Genomic DNA, 14,606 nt, shown 5'->3' with positions numbered 1-14,606 from the left:
TTCAATGCGACGAGATTATATTTTCGGACTTTATCTCTTTGAATCAAAGCGGGCGACTTGAGTTCTATTCTTGTACTTTGCGGCTGCCGGTGCAGACGTCGCCTTCGGGTATGCCTTTTATCCATTCATTCAAAGATTTGGCACGGAGCTGATTTAACTCGCACAAGCGGGACAACTTCGTTGCGTCCTTACCTGTAGCAGAAGCGAGGGCAGACCATGCGTCGGCATCAGCATTGGCGAATGCGGACCAGGCGTCTTGGGCTTTCTTGAATTTGGCGGCGAATGAAGGTTCATCGTCGTGTTTTACTTTCACGGCTGATTGATACAACCTACCGACTTCAGCGCTTGCCGCGGCTAGCTTGTTCTTTGTGTCAGTAACAATTGCCGGAGGACCGCCAAGAAGCTTTTTCAGATCGCTAGTACGTTGTGTCGTTTGCTGAGCGACCGTAGCGGACCAACACATATCAAATGCAGAGCCGTAGTAATCGGGGTTGGTTTTTGCTTCTGGGAAGACGGAGTCCGTGTATGCGTCTCGAAATTTGATCCAGGCAAGCTCCGCTTGTTTGAGCTTTGAGATGAATTGACTATTGTCTGAATATTTCAGCAAGACTAGCTGATACGTCTTGTTTAAAGCTTTATCCGCGCTGCGTGAATCTTTGGCCGCCATATTGCCTAGCTGCATTTGATCCTGTGCAGTAACGGGAGTCGCCAATAGCAACGTTACACCAAGGACGATTAAGTTGGATTTTTTCATCACGACTCCTACATCAGTGAATTTCTATCTTTTGAATATTCACTAGCCCAGGCAAATACTTTATCCGGATTGACGTTGCCACCACACATAATTACGGCTACTCGTTCACCTTCCTTAATTGGAATGAGGACACCTGTAAGCGCGGCGACGGAGCATGATGTTGCGGGCTCGACAAGTATTTTGTCTTCGGCGAGAAGTTCGAGTAGTGAAGCGATTGCGGATTGATCGGATACGACGGCGATGTCTTCGATGTTGTTGTAGATAATGTCAAATTGAGGTTGTTCGGTACGCTTAGCGCCGATGCTTTCGGCTACGGATGTTATAGCGGGGAGTTCGACAATTTTGCCGGCTTTCCAGCTGCAGGACATGGAGTCGGCACCTTGTGTTTCTACGCCGTAGACACGAGTCTTGGGGCTAAAGTGTTTGACCGCGGAGATGATGCCGGAGATGAGTCCACCACCACCGATGGAGGCGATGATTACATCAATGTTTTTCACTTGATCAAATAACTCTGTGGCAATAGTTGCTTGACCAGCCATTACTTTGGGATCGTTGAATGGGTGGATGTAAGCTTTGCCATCTTTGCGCGCGACATCCTGAGCTAACTTGTTGGCGTCATCCCACACTTGACCGTGTAGAGTTACTTGCGCTTGCAACTGGTTGATGGCGTTTACTTTTACGTTGGGAGTGCCAGTGGGCAAGTAAACCTTGCAGGGAATATTGAGAGTTGAACAGGCAAGCGCGACACCCAGTCCATGATTGCCACCAGATGCGGTGACAACACCTTTCTTGCGAACGTCTTCAGGAAGAGCGAGAATTGCATTGAAGGCGCCACGTACTTTAAATGAGTGCGTAGGTTGAAAGATTTCGAGTTTTAGAAATACTTCGGCATCAAGAGCCTTACTGAGACGGCGAGAGCGAATTACCGGCGTGGGCTCCAGGTACGGAGCTAAACGGGCGGCAGCTGCTTTAATCTCTTCTTGGCTTATTAGCATCGACGAATCCCCGTTAATCAAAACGTATTATGAACGGGTTAGGTTCCTGAGTAAACCCCAGCTTCGATTAATGAAAAGGGCGCATGCAATGCGCCCCTACGGGTCAGACTGACAACACCTACCGGAAGCTTCATTTCTTGTGCAAATCCAGCATGTGAAATGCGGTGATAACCAAGGCATGCATGATTTCGCCTTTGCGAATCATCTCTGGAATGTCTTTCAAAGGAATTTGCACGATTTCAATATCTTCGGTCGTATCAAACACAGGATCTTGCACTTTGCGAACATTGAGAGCTACATAAGAATCGCAGACATTATCTTGCAATGCAGGATTCGGGTGATTGGTGCCCAGGTGAATGACTTCTTCAGCAACATATCCGGTTTCTTCTAGTAGCTCGCGAGTCGCAGCCACCATTGATTCTTCACCTGGATCTACCATGCCGCCGGGGACTTCGAGTGTTAACTCACGAATGCCGTGGCGGAATTGCTTCACCATGATCACGTTGCCTTCCGGCGTCACAGGGATTATGTTGATCCAGTTGTGCGGCTTGATGACGTAGAAGCTGAATTCGGTGCCTTTCTTTCTGCCTTCGTTGCGTGAAAGATTGCGCTTGACGGTGAAGACTCGACAGTCGGCGACTTGCTCGCTTTCTAAGAGACTCCAGTATTGTGAATGTGTCATTTCTAGATTTTCAGCGTTAGGGTTACAGGGCAGTGATCTGAGCCGAGGATTTGATGCTCTATTGTCGCATTGTTTAGCATCTTCTCCAACTTGTCTTCAGCAAAGAAGTAGTCAATGCGCCAACCGACATTTCTTTCACGAGCAGCGGTACGCATATGCCACCAAGAATACTTGTGTGGTTCTTTGTCATACGCGCGGAATGTGTCGATGAATCCGGCTTCGACGAATTCATCCATCCAGGCGCGCTCGCTCGGTAAGAAGCCGGAGACATCTACATTGTCCTTAGGACGAGCAAGATCAATTTCTTTGTGCGCGGTGTTGAAGTCGCCGCACACGATAATTCCTTTGCCCTTCTTCTTCAACTTGCCGCAGAATTTCAAAAACTCGTCATAGAAGTCGAGTTTGAATTGCAGACGCTCTTCGTTTTTCTTGCCGTTGGGGAAGTAGACGTTGAGCAGATAGAAGTCCGCGTACTCCGCAACGAGCATGCGACCTTCACTGTCAAAGCGTGGCTTGCCCATGCCGTAGGCGACTGAGAGTGGTTCTTCCTTCGTGTAGATAGTCGTACCACTGTAGCCACGCTTTGATGCGTGATTCCAATACGAGGCATAACCCTTCGGCTTCAACAACTCAGGCGTGAGTTGATCTTCCGAGATTTTGTTTTCCTGCAGGCAAACGATATCGGCTTTGTCTTTTTCCATCCATTCGAAGAAGCCTTTTTTGGCTACCGCACGGATGCCGTTAACGTTCCAGCAAGAGAGTTTTAGTTTTGCCATCAGGTCTTAGGCTGTTGCCATCGAGGCACCAACTGCTTCAGCAACAGCTGGGTGGGTAATCTTGCCTTCGTGGATGTTGACGCCCTTAGCGAGTGCCGGATCATCCAATGTAGCTTGGTAGCCAAAGTTAGCCAACTTGATTGCGTATGGCAATGTAGCGTTGGTCAATGCACGAGTCGATGTCCACGGTACTGCACCTGGAATGTTGGCGACGCCGTAGTGTACGACGCCTTCCCAAACATAGGTTGGTGCGGAGTGTGTGGTGGACTTGATTGTCTCGATGCAACCGCCTTGGTCGACAGATACGTCGACGATGACAGCGCCCGGCTTCATCTTCTTAACCATGTCGGCTGTGACGATGCGTGGAGCTTGTTTGCCTGGGATAAGTACTGCACCGATAACGAGATCTGCAGATGGCAGCAAGTTATCGAGGTAGTGACCTGTCGAGAATACTGTTTTTACTTGACCGTGGAAAATATCATCCAAGTAGCGCAGACGATCGAGTGAGAGATCAAACATTGTTACGCGAGCGCCAAGACCAAGAGCGATCTTCGCTGCGTTGGTTCCGACGATACCAGCACCGATGATGATCACTTCGCCTGGGTCAACACCAGGAACGCCGCCGAGAAGAACACCGCGACCACCCATTGGTTTTTCCAAATAGCTGGCACCGATTTGTGTAGCTAGTCTTCCAGCAATCTCACTCATTGGTGTGAGCAATGGCAATGCGCCATTTGCTGTTTGAACTGTTTCGTAAGCAATACAGGTTGCGCCTGTCTTGCAGAGGTCGTTGGTTAGTTTCGGGTGAGCAGCCAGGTGGAGGTACGTGAAGAGAAGCTGTCCCTTGCGGAGCATGGCTACTTCGGAGGCTTGCGGCTCTTTGACCTTCAAGATGAGGTCGGACTCACCAAACACGGACTGAGCATCCGGCAATATCTTGGCGCCGGCTTTCTTGAACTCGTCGTCTGTGATGCCACTGCCAAGACCGGCTCCACTTTGAATGTAGACGGTGTGGTTATTAGCAACCAGGGCGGCTGTGCCTGCGGTGGTTAGAGCGACTCTGTACTCGTTGTCCAATATTTCTTTCGGAACACCAACTTTAGCCAAGGCTAGACCCTCCAATTGCTACATAATTCTGCAATACTAAGCAGATCGCTCATTTTAGCGTGACAATTATGGATACAAGATGTCCATTGATACTTGTTTTAGAATTGTCTAAATCTTTTACCACCCGGATGTTAAAAATGAATCAGAAAGAAATTGTGATTATTGACGGCGCACGCACAGCCTTTGGGGCTTTCGGCGGCAGTCTCGCCAACCAGAGCGCAACGGACCTTGCTGTCTACGCCACACGCGGCGCCATTGAGCGCTCGGGCGTCGACCCGCAGCTGGTCGACCAGGTAGTGGTCGGCAACGTCATTCACAGCGGGAAAGACACGATTTACATTGGACGCCACGTGGCATTGCGCTCGGGCTTAGAGATGGAAACACCAGGTTTGTCGCTCAACTTGCTATGTGGATCAGGAGTTTATGCCGTCGCGCAGTCGGGCATGTTAATCAACTCGGACCAGGCAACGATGTCGGTCGCCGTCGGCACGGACGCTTTGTCGATGACGCCCTACTTGAGCTGGAGCACGCGTTGGGGACAGCGCATGGGTCATGCGGAGTTGTTCGACGGCTTGGATATTCGCGACACGTTGCCGAATGCATCAATGGGCGAAACAGCTGAGAATTTGCAAACCAAATTCAACATCAGCAGAGAAGCGCAAGATGAATTTGCTTGTTTGAGTCAATCACGATTTAAAAAAGCAGTTGATGCTGGTCGTTGGGCGCAGGAAATTGTGCCGATTACTTTGACCGACAAAAAAGGCAAAACGACAATCATCGACAAAGACGAACATGCACGCGAAACAAATATGGAAGCGCTCGGCAAGTTGCGCCCCGTCTTCAAGAAAGACGGCTCAGTAACAGCCGGCAATGCCTGCGGTATCGTCGATGGTGCTGCCGCTGTTATGGTCACATCGATGGACTACGCCGAGAAGTTGAACTTGAAGCCGATGTGCCGCGTCGTATCGTGGGCAGTTACTGGTGTGCCACCAGAAATTATGGGTATCGGACCTGTGTACGCGATACCACTCGCACTCCGTCGCGCCAAGCTAACTCTCGACGATATCGACTTGATCGAGATAAACGAAGCCTTCGCCGTCCAATACCTCGCCTGTGAGAAAGAGCTAGGTCTCGACCGCAACAAGGTAAACGTAAATGGTGGCGCGATTGCCGTCGGCCATCCATTCGGCGCGTCCGGCACACGCTTGATACTTACACTCGGTAAGGAACTCCAAGCCCGCAACTTGCGCTACGGTCTCGTCAGCTTGTGCGTCGGCTCCGGCATGGGCATCGCTATGGTGCTGGAAAAAATCTAATTCCAATAAGTAACGTGCTTATTGACCTTCGTCGGCGTCGGGTCTTCGTAGCCCTCCCGACAATACACGTACTTCTTATACGGATTCTTCTTCACCGGTGCCTGATAAATTCCATGCCCCATCGAATACGCCGCAGGCAGAACAACCGGTGGCGGTGGTGGCACTAAATAATTACGCGAACGCTTCTTCACAGTCCGAGGCTTCGCAAGCGCCTCGCCGGAAAATTGAAGGTCTAGACTAATCGCCGTCGCCAACAGAATCAGAACTAGAAGAGCAATATTACTTTTTGTTCTCAAGGGACCTTAAATCCTCCTCATCCCGCATTGTAGCATTTACTCCGTTTAATGAACGCAAGAGCCTCTTTTTATGGAGGCCCTTGTGCTTCTGGCATGGGAGGGTTCGAGGCAAAACTTTGATTATGGATACCAGCGATTCCGCTTTCTTTCCACCTGCGGCGTGAAATGCTTCACGTCGACTGACGGCGGTCTGTATGTCGTTGTCGCTTTTCCCCACCATACTTTCAGATCTGCAATCGTGCCCGCTTTTGGCAGAGCTTTACGTTGAGGTCCGGGCTTTGGTAGATAAGAACCAGTCGGTCTTCGTCTCGTAGGGGTCGATCCTTGACCGTCATGTGCAAGTCGATCAAGTTCTCGTTGCCACGGGTGCAATTCGCTCTCTTCTAGTTCTTCTAGCACTTCCTCCGGTTCTTCGTTCTGAATGTGGCGTGGGGTGCCACCCAAGGCCTGTATGGCGGCCAGTCTGATGAAAGTAAACATGTGCATGGGCTCCACTAATCCAATTGATATGTGCCCCTGCTAGATCTAGAAATAACACTGAAACGGGCTTGTTAAGCCGTTTTTAGCTTTATTGCAGTTAATACTGCGTCGGTTACACTGTTGATTCGGAATCAAAAAAACAGCGGAAACAACACAGACATGCCTGTCAGCAACGAACAAAAAATTCTGCGCATTTTGCGCCTACAAGTTACCGACAAGCCAGGATACCTGGCAAAGATTGCCACCATTCTTGGCGAACTCGATGCAAACATCGGCGAAATATCAATCTTCTCGCAAGGACCGGACTACATCGTCCGTGAAATTAGTCTGCAACTAAAAGACGAAGACCACTTAAAGAAGATCGTCTGCAGTATCGAAAAACTCGATGGTGTCACTATTGATGACGTAATTGATCCAGTTGAGCTATTGCACGAAGGCGGCAAAATAGGCATGAAAAGCCGCGTCCCGCTCAACAACATCAACGAAATGCGTAAGATATACACACCGGGAGTTGCGCAAATCTGCAAACTGATACAGAAAGAACCCGAATTAAGCAAACGATTTACAGGCATTTCCAACACAGTTGGAATCATTACCAACGGAACAGCAATTTTAGGACTCGGTCAAATCGGACCTGTCGCCGGCATGCCTGTTATGGAAGGCAAGTCTGTTTTATTTGAACAACTTGTAGGCATAAGTGGCGTTCCCATCTTAATCGACAGCACCAAAACCAACGAAGTAATTGACACCATAAAATCAATTGCCACCACTTTCGGAGCGATTCAACTGGAAGATATTGCTGCGCCGGAATGTTTTGACATTGAAGATAAGTTGCAAAAAGCGCTGGACATCCCTGTTTTGCATGACGACCAACACGGTACAGCTATAGCTGTTTTAGCGGCACTAATCACAATTGCTCGTCGAGTAGATCTCAATCTCAACACTTCTCGTATCGGACTAATCGGACTCGGAGCAGCAGGCACAGGCATTGCCAGATTGCTCATGCCTTTCGGCGTCAAAGAAATACTCGGCGCCGATCTCCGACAAGACGCACTAGATAGACTAAAAGCCGACGGTGGCACCCCGACAACAATCCCCGACCTGATGTCCAAAGCCGACATAGTAATCGCCACCACCGGCTGCCCCGGTCTTATCACTCCACAAATGGTCCGTAAAGGCCAAGTAATTTTGGCGTTATCCAACCCCGACCCCGAAATCATCCCCGAAGTCGCGCTCGAAAACGGCGCGAGTTTCGCCGCCGACGGCCGGACTATAAATAATGCCCTCGCCTTCCCCGGCCTCTTCCGCGGCGCACTAACCGCCGGCGCCAAACACTTCACCCACAAAATGAAGACAGCCGCCGCCCACGCCATCGCCGACCAAACCCGCGCGAAAGACATCGTGCCGAGTATCCTCGACCGCACCGTCCACCAAGAAGTAGCCAATGCCGTTGAGCGTGCATGGAACGAAGAACACTAGTTAGTAACTTGTCCTAACCCTTCTTAATTTCCCAGAAGTCGGCGCCGATGATGTCCCAGGGGAGGCGGTGCTCGTCTGGGTTTTCGGGGTCGAAGGCTTGGTTTACGAAGTAGATCAAGTTGGACGGCTTCTGCCAGAGATTCGCCATACCATGTGCTACTCCGCGTGGAATGTACAACGCTTGTGCGCGACCGGCGCCTAATACGAAGCGCATTGTCTTTTGGTAGGTGGGTGAGCCCTTACGTGCATCGAATAGACCAACGAGGATGCGGTCTGTCGGTAACACGAACCACAAATCTTCTTGGTTGTAGTGCAAGTGATACGCCTTGATGACACCAGGCATTATCTGCGAGAAGGTCGCCTGCTTGATTTGGAATTCCGGCAGCACCTTGCAAAAACCGTTATCGTTGAAGCGCGCGATTTCAGCGAGCATTCCGCCGTCGTCGTAGAACATGTTCAGATTAATTAGTTGAACACCTTCAATGGTGGTCTTCTTACTGTAGTCCTGAATGGAAAGTTCCTTGGAATATTCAGAACCAATCTCTTCTTGGGACAAACGCTTAATCATGACGGAACTCATACGACTCCTTTAACTTCTACCTTAATGCCTCTGTTTTTTGCCCGCGCAATTGCAGATAGCCCGCAAGCGCTTCTTGCCAGGGAACCAACTCCCTGCCAATTGTGTGTACCAGTGTCGTCTTATCGAGCACCGAGTACTTCGGACGAGTAGCAGGACGAGGCATGTCCTTTGTTTCGATTGCTTCTACCCGAACATCTGGGCGGTTAGCAACAATAGCTTTTGCAAATTCATACCAGCTGGTTACGCCACCATCAGTTGCGTGATAAACACCCCAGCGTTCTGTTTCAATCAAATCAGCAATGGTCTCTGATAGAGTCAATGTGCATGTCGGTGAACCGTATTGATCAGCTACCACACGCAATGGCTTGTGCTCATCAGCAAGTCTCAAAATGGTGTCCACAAAGTTGCGTCCATGCGGTCCATACAACCAGCTCGTGCGCAGAATGTAGAAATGCTTGAGAATACGCTGTACTGCTTTCTCACCGGCAAGTTTGCTCTTGCCGTAGATAGACAATGGTCTTGTGCGATCCCAGGTCGTGTAAGGGCGGTTTTGCTCACCGTCAAACACATAATCCGTGCTGATGTACATCATCGGCACATCAAACTTCTCACAAGCGATAGCAACATTTTCTGCACCATAGCCATTAATCAAATAAGCCAAATCCGGCTCGGATTCGGCTTGATCGACATTGGTATACGCAGCAGAGTGAATGACAAGGTCAGGTCTGGCATGGTCCATGATTTCCATGCACTGGTCGAAGTTGGTGACATCAATTTCTTGCTTGTCGACACCCTTTACGAGATGTCCCCTCGAGTCGAGGCAGGGCAAAAGCGCTTGCCCCAACATGCCACCAGCTCCAGTGACCAATATCTTCATGGCAGAAATCTTATCACGGACCATGCCTTTATTCCTTTACTTGCCGCAGGTGGCAAACTCAGCGGTACCACTAATTGCCGTCAACCAGCTGCCGTTTTTCTTGTACCACTCAATTGTTTCCTTGATGCCCTTCTCGAAGGTATGAGCCGGAGCCCATCCCAACTGAGTGGTTATCTTAGTGTTGTCGATTGCATAACGACGGTCGTGACCAAGTCTGTCTTCGACGTACTTGATCATCTCTTCGCCCTTGCCCAATTCTTTGATGATGAGCTTGGTGATGTCGATGTTCTTCCACTCATTGTTGCCGCCGACGTTGTAAACTTCGCCCGGTACACCCTTGTGGAATACGGTGTCGATAGCCGCGCAGTGATCTTCAACGTGTAACCAGTCACGAACGTTTTTGCCGTCACCATAAACCGGCACTTGCTTGCCGTTCATCAAATTGGTGATGAACAACGGAATCAATTTCTCTGGGTGCTGATAAGGACCATAGTTGTTGGAACAACGTGTGATCAATGTCGGCAATCCGAATGTATGGAAGTAAGCGCGGCAGAGCATGTCAGCGCCGGCTTTACTTGCCGAATAAGGACTATTTGCTGCAAGCGATGTCTCTTCAGTGAATTTACCGGTTGGTCCAAGCGAACCGTAAACTTCATCGGTGGAAACTTGCAGGTAGCGAATAGGCTTTTCCTTGCTGCCGTACTTCAAAGCTGCTTCGAGCAATACTTGTGTGCCGAAGATGTTGCTGCTAACGAAGATGCCTGGATCTTCAATCGAGCGGTCAACGTGTGTTTCAGCAGCGACGTTGATGATGCCATCAATCTTGCCAAAGCGCTTACCGGAGACAATCTCACCAACGAGATTTCTATCTTCGATTCTGCCTTTGACGAAGTTGTAGCGCGACTCGTTGCTCAAGTCTTGCAAGTTTTCCGGATGTCCGGCGTATGTGACTGCGTCTAAATTGACGATTTTGTAATCAGGATGATTCTTGAGTAAGTGGCGCACCAAATTGCTGCCAATAAATCCCAAACCACCAGTGACTAGAAGTTGCATTGGAAACCTCTCGCTTGACAATAATCGCTGCCGGAGACCGGCCGCTCAACAAATAGATTGTCCTCAATTCGAGGATCATCTATCAACACTGACTATATAATTTCCCGCCGATATTTGCCTGAGAGCGCTTAAAAATAATTCAGAACGTCAAAATCCGCTCCAAATCAACGTTGTCATGCGCTCCCGCCATCAAAAGCACAGCGAACGCCGTACCCCGACTTTGTCATTCCGACCAAGCTGCGCGCTGCAAGCGCAGCGCATGGAGGAATCTGCCGCGAATAATAGAAGGTCGAGTCATAAGACCTAGTCCAAGTTGAACGACGGGCGATCTCTCCAGTTCGGCGCACTTCCGTGCGCCGCTAATTACCACGAGGTACAAATTGTATCGAAAAGCCCAAATGTCTAATCAGTGCAGTCATGCTTGAAAAACGTGGATTGCCAGATTTAGAAAGCATGTCATAAAGGTTTTCGCGATTTAACTTTGTAGCAACAGATACGGAAGTCATTCCTCCTTGCGCTTGTACAACATCACGCAACGCAAGAAGAAAAGCCCCTTCATCCTCTTCAAAGCACGCAGTCAAATAACCTGCAGCAAATTCGGGATCTTGAAGATCTTTCAGTAAATAATCCATGTAATCAACTGTCGACCCACGTTCGATCCCTTTGGTAGTTTTGCCAGTATTCTTTTGCTTTTTTGATGTCTTCATCTTGCGTACTCTTGTCTCCACCACAAAGAAAAATGATGATCTTGTCGCCGTCTTGCCCAAAATAAATTCGATAGCCGGGACCGTAGTCTATTTTCACTTCACAAACGCCTACCCCGACAGAGCGTATATCTCCTAAATTCCCCGAGCGTATTCGATAAAGTCGTGCATAGATTTTCTGCTTGGCACGATGATCACGCAAGCCTTCAATCCATATCCGATATGGAACTCGCCCATCGGGCAATTGATAAAGTCTTACTGTTTTTGACTCTACACCAAACATTGTAGTTTATAACCCACAGGCTGTCAAGGCGTAGTTTTGCCTCTCCTTCCTATACGGTCAAGAGGTCAAAAAAGTTCAATTTTGCAGATTAAAAATGGCGGCGCAGAACAGGGCGCATGCAATGCGCCCCTACAAATCAGAAAGACGAAGCGTTCGTGGTGTTAAACCACTTCCACCTTACTATCATCACCCAGCATCAATCGATAGGCGACCGGCTTCGTCTGGCTACGTGTCAATTCGACATTCACGCCGATGAGACTGTCCACGATACGTCCGTTGAAGTCGGTGATTTTGCAATTCTCACGCAGAATCGAGTGCTCGATTTCCGCTTGTGAAACGCGTGCGCCATCACCAATAGAAGTGAATGGTCCAACGTAGCTATTCTCGAGAATACAATCGCTACCAATTACAGCTGGTCCGCGCACCGTGCAATCTTTCAACACAGTGTTTTTTCCAACCAGCACACGTCCGGAAATTCTCGATGACGGATCAATATTTCCATTGTTAGAAACATCAGTCATCTCATCCAACACAACGCGATTTGCTTCGAGCATGTCGTCTTTCTTCCCGGTATCCAACCACCACGAAGTAAGAATATGACTCTCGACTTGGTATTTTGTATCAATCAAACGCTGAATCGCATCTGTGATTTCCAACTCACCACGCTTCGAAGGTTGAATCTCATCAATAGCCTTGTGAATATTTTTGTTGAAGAGATAAACACCAACCAACGCCAAATTCGATTTCGGCTCTTTTGGTTTTTCCTCCAAGCAAAGAATGCGTCCATTGCCATTCAGTTGCGCCACACCAAACGAACTCGGGTTGGCCACTTCCTTCAGAAGAATAAACGCGTCAGCCTTACCAGCGTTGAACTTCTCAACCAACGGAGCAACGCCGTCTTTGATCAAGTTATCGCCCAAGTACATAACAAACGGCGAATCACCCAAGAAGTCGCGCCCGGTCTTAACAGCGTGAGCAAGTCCTTTGGGCTCAGCTTGCAAAATGTAACTGATCTTAACTCCCCAGCGACTACCATCGCCAACTGTCTTTTTAACATCTTCCCCAGTCTCAGGGCTGATGATGATACCAATTTCCTTGATACCAGCAGAAATCAAAGCCTCAATGCCATAAAAAAGAATCGGCTTGTTCGCCACCGGCAAAAGTTGCTTCGCCGCCGTGTGCGTAATCGGACGCATACGCGTACCCTTACCACCACTGAGAATCAATCCCTTCATCGAGCTCATCGAATTCTTTCCTTTTTCAAATTGCACCGCGTCTACTTACTATGGCTGTGAACGTCGCAAAAATAATTTGCCAGTCGAGCATGTAGTGATAGTTGTCGCAATACCAGGTATCCAAATCAACTTTTACACTGTCCGCCAATTCATCACGCCCGTTGACTTGCGCCCATCCGGTAACTCCCGGCGGCATTCTCAAGACTCCACGGCTCTGACGCATTTCAGTCAGTTCGGTTTGATTATACAAGGCTGGTCTGGGACCAACGATGCTCATCTCCCCCTTAAGAACATTCAACAACTGCGGAAGTTCATCCAGGCTGGTCTTTCTCAGCACTTGACCAACACTTGTCACGGGCGACGGCAACTTCATCATTTCTTCGGTCGACAAGTCCGGCGTACCTATACGCATGGTGCGGAATTTGTAGATTTCAAAGTGCTTGCCGAAGCGCCCAATACGACGCTGCTTGAAAATGACAGGTCCCGGCGAATCCAACTTAATAGCCAGCGCGCAGACAAGCATCGCAGGCGCCAAAGCAATCAAAGCCGCCAGGGACAGGACAAAATCAGTCAAACGCTTCAATCTGAGATCCATCTCAGGAATGCTCGAAAGCTGCTTGGTGGACTCTAGATTTACCGAACGGCTCATTGGGTTTCGCTTAGAACTTAACAGAAAACACTTGGAGTTGTGTCCAACAGGCAATATCATATTGGACGGTTGCCATTAAGACCCGGTTGATTTTCTTAACCGCGGTTAAAAATTCTTGAACCTATTTATATGACCGAATTATCCGTAATCATCGTTAGCTGGAATACCCGCGAACTCCTTCGCCGCTGTCTCGTTGCCTTGAAGCAAGAGATAGCCGGCATAGACGTCGAAGTATTCGTCGTGGACAACAATTCCGCCGACGGCTCCGCCGCCATGGTCGCCGCAGAACACCCATGGGTGAAACTCACTGCAAACGATGCCAATCTCGGCTTTGCCAAAGCAAACAATCAAGCAATGAAAGTAGCCACAGGCAGTTACATTCTTTTACTAAACCCTGACACCGAAGTGCAACCCGGCTCGATTAACACGCTGCTCAAATTCCTCCCCGAGCACAGACAAGCCGGCGTCGTCGCACCACAACTATTGAATTCCGACGGCAGCATCCAACGCTCATGCCGCGCATTCCCAACTTTCTTGAATATGCTCTACGAGCTAGTCGGACTCAGCAAGTTCTTCCCTAATGTCTCGACATTCCGCGCCTACAAAATGCTCGACTGGAATCACGACGATGAGCGCCAAGTAGACCAACCCGAAGGCGCGTGTTTGCTGTTGCGTCGCAAAGTCATAGAAGAAGTAGGCACTCTAGACGAGGGCTTCTTCATGCTCTTCGAAGAAGTGGATTGGTGCTACCGCATCAAAAAAGCCGGATGGCAAATTTGGTTTACACCAAAAGCTAAGGTTATGCACCACTACGGCCAATCTATTAAACAAGTAAAAGTCCCCATGATCTTGTCTTCACATCGTGGCTTATACCGCTTCTGGCACAAACACTACCGCGAGAATCGCTGGTACCTCGACGGCATCGCGTACACCGGACTCATGTCCCTCGCGTATCTCCGCATAGCCGCCTACCAGTTAACAAACCCACAACCCTCCAAGTAAAGAAATAGAACAACGAACCAATGTCAAACGAAATAGTCAAAGCAGCGATACTCGACGTGGTAGAAAATCAACTACGAGACAATAACCCTCCGGAGACAAAGGTAGCGTACGAACGATTGATCGCCAGCGGATACTCGGGTGAGGATGCGCGGATCTTAATAGGTCAAGTAGTAACCCACGAAATATTCGATATTACAAAAAGCGGCAAGGAATTCAATCTTGATCGCTTTGTTGCACGACTGGCACAATTGCCCAAAGAGCCTTCGGACGACTAGTTTACTTTGGTCCTGGTCAAGTAAAACACAGTTGTGAAACCAAGGTATTTTTGCAGCAACCTG

At 49.1% G+C, this 14,606-nt stretch carries 18 protein-coding genes; 4 read left to right on the top strand and 14 right to left on the bottom strand.

What is annotated here, in order from left to right:
* Positions 1–64 precede the first annotated feature (64 nt).
* The 5 genes from K2Y22_09060 to ald form a co-directional block, all read right to left on the bottom strand.
* Positions 65–754 carry an LprI family protein gene (locus tag K2Y22_09060; protein ID MBX9878593.1) on the bottom strand — a complete coding sequence of 230 codons (690 nt, stop codon included), beginning with the start codon at positions 752–754 and terminating at the stop codon, positions 65–67.
* Between the two features lie 8 nt (positions 755–762).
* Positions 763–1,749 carry a threonine/serine dehydratase gene (locus K2Y22_09055; protein ID MBX9878592.1) on the bottom strand — a complete coding sequence of 329 codons (987 nt, stop codon included), beginning with the start codon at positions 1,747–1,749 and terminating at the stop codon, positions 763–765.
* Between the two features lie 130 nt (positions 1,750–1,879).
* Positions 1,880–2,431: an NUDIX hydrolase gene (locus K2Y22_09050; protein ID MBX9878591.1), complete on the bottom strand. Its 552-nt coding sequence runs from the start codon at positions 2,429–2,431 to the stop codon at positions 1,880–1,882.
* A gap of 2 nt (positions 2,432–2,433) precedes the next feature.
* A complete protein-coding gene (xth, locus tag K2Y22_09045; GenBank protein MBX9878590.1) occupies positions 2,434–3,207 on the bottom strand; it encodes an exodeoxyribonuclease III in 774 nt (257 codons plus the stop codon).
* Between the two features lie 6 nt (positions 3,208–3,213).
* Entirely contained in the window at positions 3,214–4,314 is a 1,101-nt protein-coding gene (gene ald / locus K2Y22_09040) for an alanine dehydrogenase (GenBank protein ID MBX9878589.1), read from the bottom strand.
* 137 nt (positions 4,315–4,451) lie between these two features.
* Here ald and K2Y22_09035 point away from each other — a divergent pair, with 137 nt between their 5' ends.
* Positions 4,452–5,630, top strand: a complete 1,179-nt coding sequence (locus tag K2Y22_09035; protein MBX9878588.1) for an acetyl-CoA C-acetyltransferase — start codon at positions 4,452–4,454, stop codon at positions 5,628–5,630.
* On the opposite strand, the gene K2Y22_09030 is transcribed toward K2Y22_09035, so the two are convergent.
* Entirely contained in the window at positions 5,627–5,926 is a 300-nt protein-coding gene (locus K2Y22_09030; GenBank protein ID MBX9878587.1) for a hypothetical protein, read from the bottom strand. The genes K2Y22_09035 and K2Y22_09030 overlap by 4 nt on opposite strands.
* A 120-nt stretch (positions 5,927–6,046) precedes the next feature.
* Entirely contained in the window at positions 6,047–6,406 is a 360-nt protein-coding gene (locus K2Y22_09025; protein ID MBX9878586.1) for a hypothetical protein, read from the bottom strand.
* A 120-nt stretch (positions 6,407–6,526) separates the two neighbouring features.
* On the opposite strand from K2Y22_09025, the gene K2Y22_09020 reads away from it, so the two are divergent.
* Entirely contained in the window at positions 6,527–7,885 is a 1,359-nt protein-coding gene (locus K2Y22_09020; GenBank protein ID MBX9878585.1) for an ACT domain-containing protein, read from the top strand.
* 13 nt (positions 7,886–7,898) lie between these two features.
* Here the strand turns inward: K2Y22_09020 and K2Y22_09015 are convergent, their stop codons facing one another.
* The 7 genes from K2Y22_09015 to K2Y22_08985 form a co-directional block, all read right to left on the bottom strand.
* Positions 7,899–8,465, bottom strand: a complete 567-nt coding sequence (locus tag K2Y22_09015; GenBank protein ID MBX9878584.1) for a dTDP-4-dehydrorhamnose 3,5-epimerase family protein — start codon at positions 8,463–8,465, stop codon at positions 7,899–7,901.
* 16 nt (positions 8,466–8,481) lie between these two features.
* Positions 8,482–9,366, bottom strand: coding sequence for a dTDP-4-dehydrorhamnose reductase (gene rfbD / locus K2Y22_09010; GenBank protein MBX9878583.1), 885 nt, complete (start codon positions 9,364–9,366; stop codon positions 8,482–8,484).
* Between the two features lie 12 nt (positions 9,367–9,378).
* Positions 9,379–10,395, bottom strand: a complete 1,017-nt coding sequence (rfbB, locus tag K2Y22_09005) for a dTDP-glucose 4,6-dehydratase (GenBank protein ID MBX9878582.1) — start codon at positions 10,393–10,395, stop codon at positions 9,379–9,381.
* Between the two features lie 359 nt (positions 10,396–10,754).
* On the bottom strand, positions 10,755–11,102 hold the full coding sequence (locus tag K2Y22_09000; protein ID MBX9878581.1) for a hypothetical protein: 348 nt from the start codon (positions 11,100–11,102) through the stop codon (positions 10,755–10,757).
* Positions 11,032–11,382: a type II toxin-antitoxin system RelE/ParE family toxin gene (locus K2Y22_08995; GenBank protein MBX9878580.1), complete on the bottom strand. Its 351-nt coding sequence runs from the start codon at positions 11,380–11,382 to the stop codon at positions 11,032–11,034. The genes K2Y22_09000 and K2Y22_08995 overlap by 71 nt, the downstream gene beginning before the upstream one ends.
* Before the next feature lie 161 nt (positions 11,383–11,543).
* Complete coding sequence (locus tag K2Y22_08990) at positions 11,544–12,626, bottom strand: glucose-1-phosphate thymidylyltransferase (protein MBX9878579.1); 1,083 nt, start codon at positions 12,624–12,626, stop codon at positions 11,544–11,546.
* A 16-nt stretch (positions 12,627–12,642) separates the two neighbouring features.
* Positions 12,643–13,200 carry a sugar transferase gene (locus K2Y22_08985; GenBank protein ID MBX9878578.1) on the bottom strand — a complete coding sequence of 186 codons (558 nt, stop codon included), beginning with the start codon at positions 13,198–13,200 and terminating at the stop codon, positions 12,643–12,645.
* Between the two features lie 195 nt (positions 13,201–13,395).
* On the opposite strand from K2Y22_08985, the gene K2Y22_08980 reads away from it, so the two are divergent.
* Positions 13,396–14,268: a glycosyltransferase family 2 protein gene (locus K2Y22_08980; protein ID MBX9878577.1), complete on the top strand. Its 873-nt coding sequence runs from the start codon at positions 13,396–13,398 to the stop codon at positions 14,266–14,268.
* Between the two features lie 20 nt (positions 14,269–14,288).
* A complete protein-coding gene (locus tag K2Y22_08975) occupies positions 14,289–14,543 on the top strand; it encodes a hypothetical protein (protein ID MBX9878576.1) in 255 nt (84 codons plus the stop codon).
* Positions 14,544–14,606 lie beyond the last annotated feature (63 nt).

The organism is Candidatus Obscuribacterales bacterium (assembly GCA_019744775.1).
Taxonomy (GTDB): Bacteria; Cyanobacteriota; Vampirovibrionia; order Obscuribacterales; family Obscuribacteraceae; genus SBAT01.
Note: the sequence above shows the minus strand (reverse complement) of the source record. Positions and strands in the feature narration are given on the sequence as shown.

Excerpts from the sequence above, each read along its gene's own strand:
- rfbD (MBX9878583.1), bottom strand. The coding sequence starts at position 9,366 with ATGGTCCGTGATAAGATTTCTGCCATGAAGATATTGGTCACTGGAGCT.
- K2Y22_08995 (MBX9878580.1), bottom strand. The coding sequence starts at position 11,382 with ATGTTTGGTGTAGAGTCAAAAACAGTAAGACTTTATCAATTGCCCGAT.
- K2Y22_09035 (MBX9878588.1), top strand. The coding sequence starts at position 4,452 with ATGAATCAGAAAGAAATTGTGATTATTGACGGCGCACGCACAGCCTTT.
- K2Y22_09015 (MBX9878584.1), bottom strand. The coding sequence starts at position 8,465 with ATGAGTTCCGTCATGATTAAGCGTTTGTCCCAAGAAGAGATTGGTTCT.
- rfbB (MBX9878582.1), bottom strand. The coding sequence starts at position 10,395 with ATGCAACTTCTAGTCACTGGTGGTTTGGGATTTATTGGCAGCAATTTG.
- K2Y22_09060 (MBX9878593.1), bottom strand. The coding sequence starts at position 754 with ATGAAAAAATCCAACTTAATCGTCCTTGGTGTAACGTTGCTATTGGCG.
- K2Y22_09025 (MBX9878586.1), bottom strand. The coding sequence starts at position 6,406 with ATGTTTACTTTCATCAGACTGGCCGCCATACAGGCCTTGGGTGGCACC.
- K2Y22_09055 (MBX9878592.1), bottom strand. The coding sequence starts at position 1,749 with ATGCTAATAAGCCAAGAAGAGATTAAAGCAGCTGCCGCCCGTTTAGCT.
- K2Y22_08975 (MBX9878576.1), top strand. The coding sequence starts at position 14,289 with ATGTCAAACGAAATAGTCAAAGCAGCGATACTCGACGTGGTAGAAAAT.
- K2Y22_09050 (MBX9878591.1), bottom strand. The coding sequence starts at position 2,431 with ATGACACATTCACAATACTGGAGTCTCTTAGAAAGCGAGCAAGTCGCC.
- K2Y22_08990 (MBX9878579.1), bottom strand. The coding sequence starts at position 12,626 with ATGAGCTCGATGAAGGGATTGATTCTCAGTGGTGGTAAGGGTACGCGT.
- xth (MBX9878590.1), bottom strand. The coding sequence starts at position 3,207 with ATGGCAAAACTAAAACTCTCTTGCTGGAACGTTAACGGCATCCGTGCG.
- K2Y22_08980 (MBX9878577.1), top strand. The coding sequence starts at position 13,396 with ATGACCGAATTATCCGTAATCATCGTTAGCTGGAATACCCGCGAACTC.
- K2Y22_09000 (MBX9878581.1), bottom strand. The coding sequence starts at position 11,102 with ATGAAGACATCAAAAAAGCAAAAGAATACTGGCAAAACTACCAAAGGG.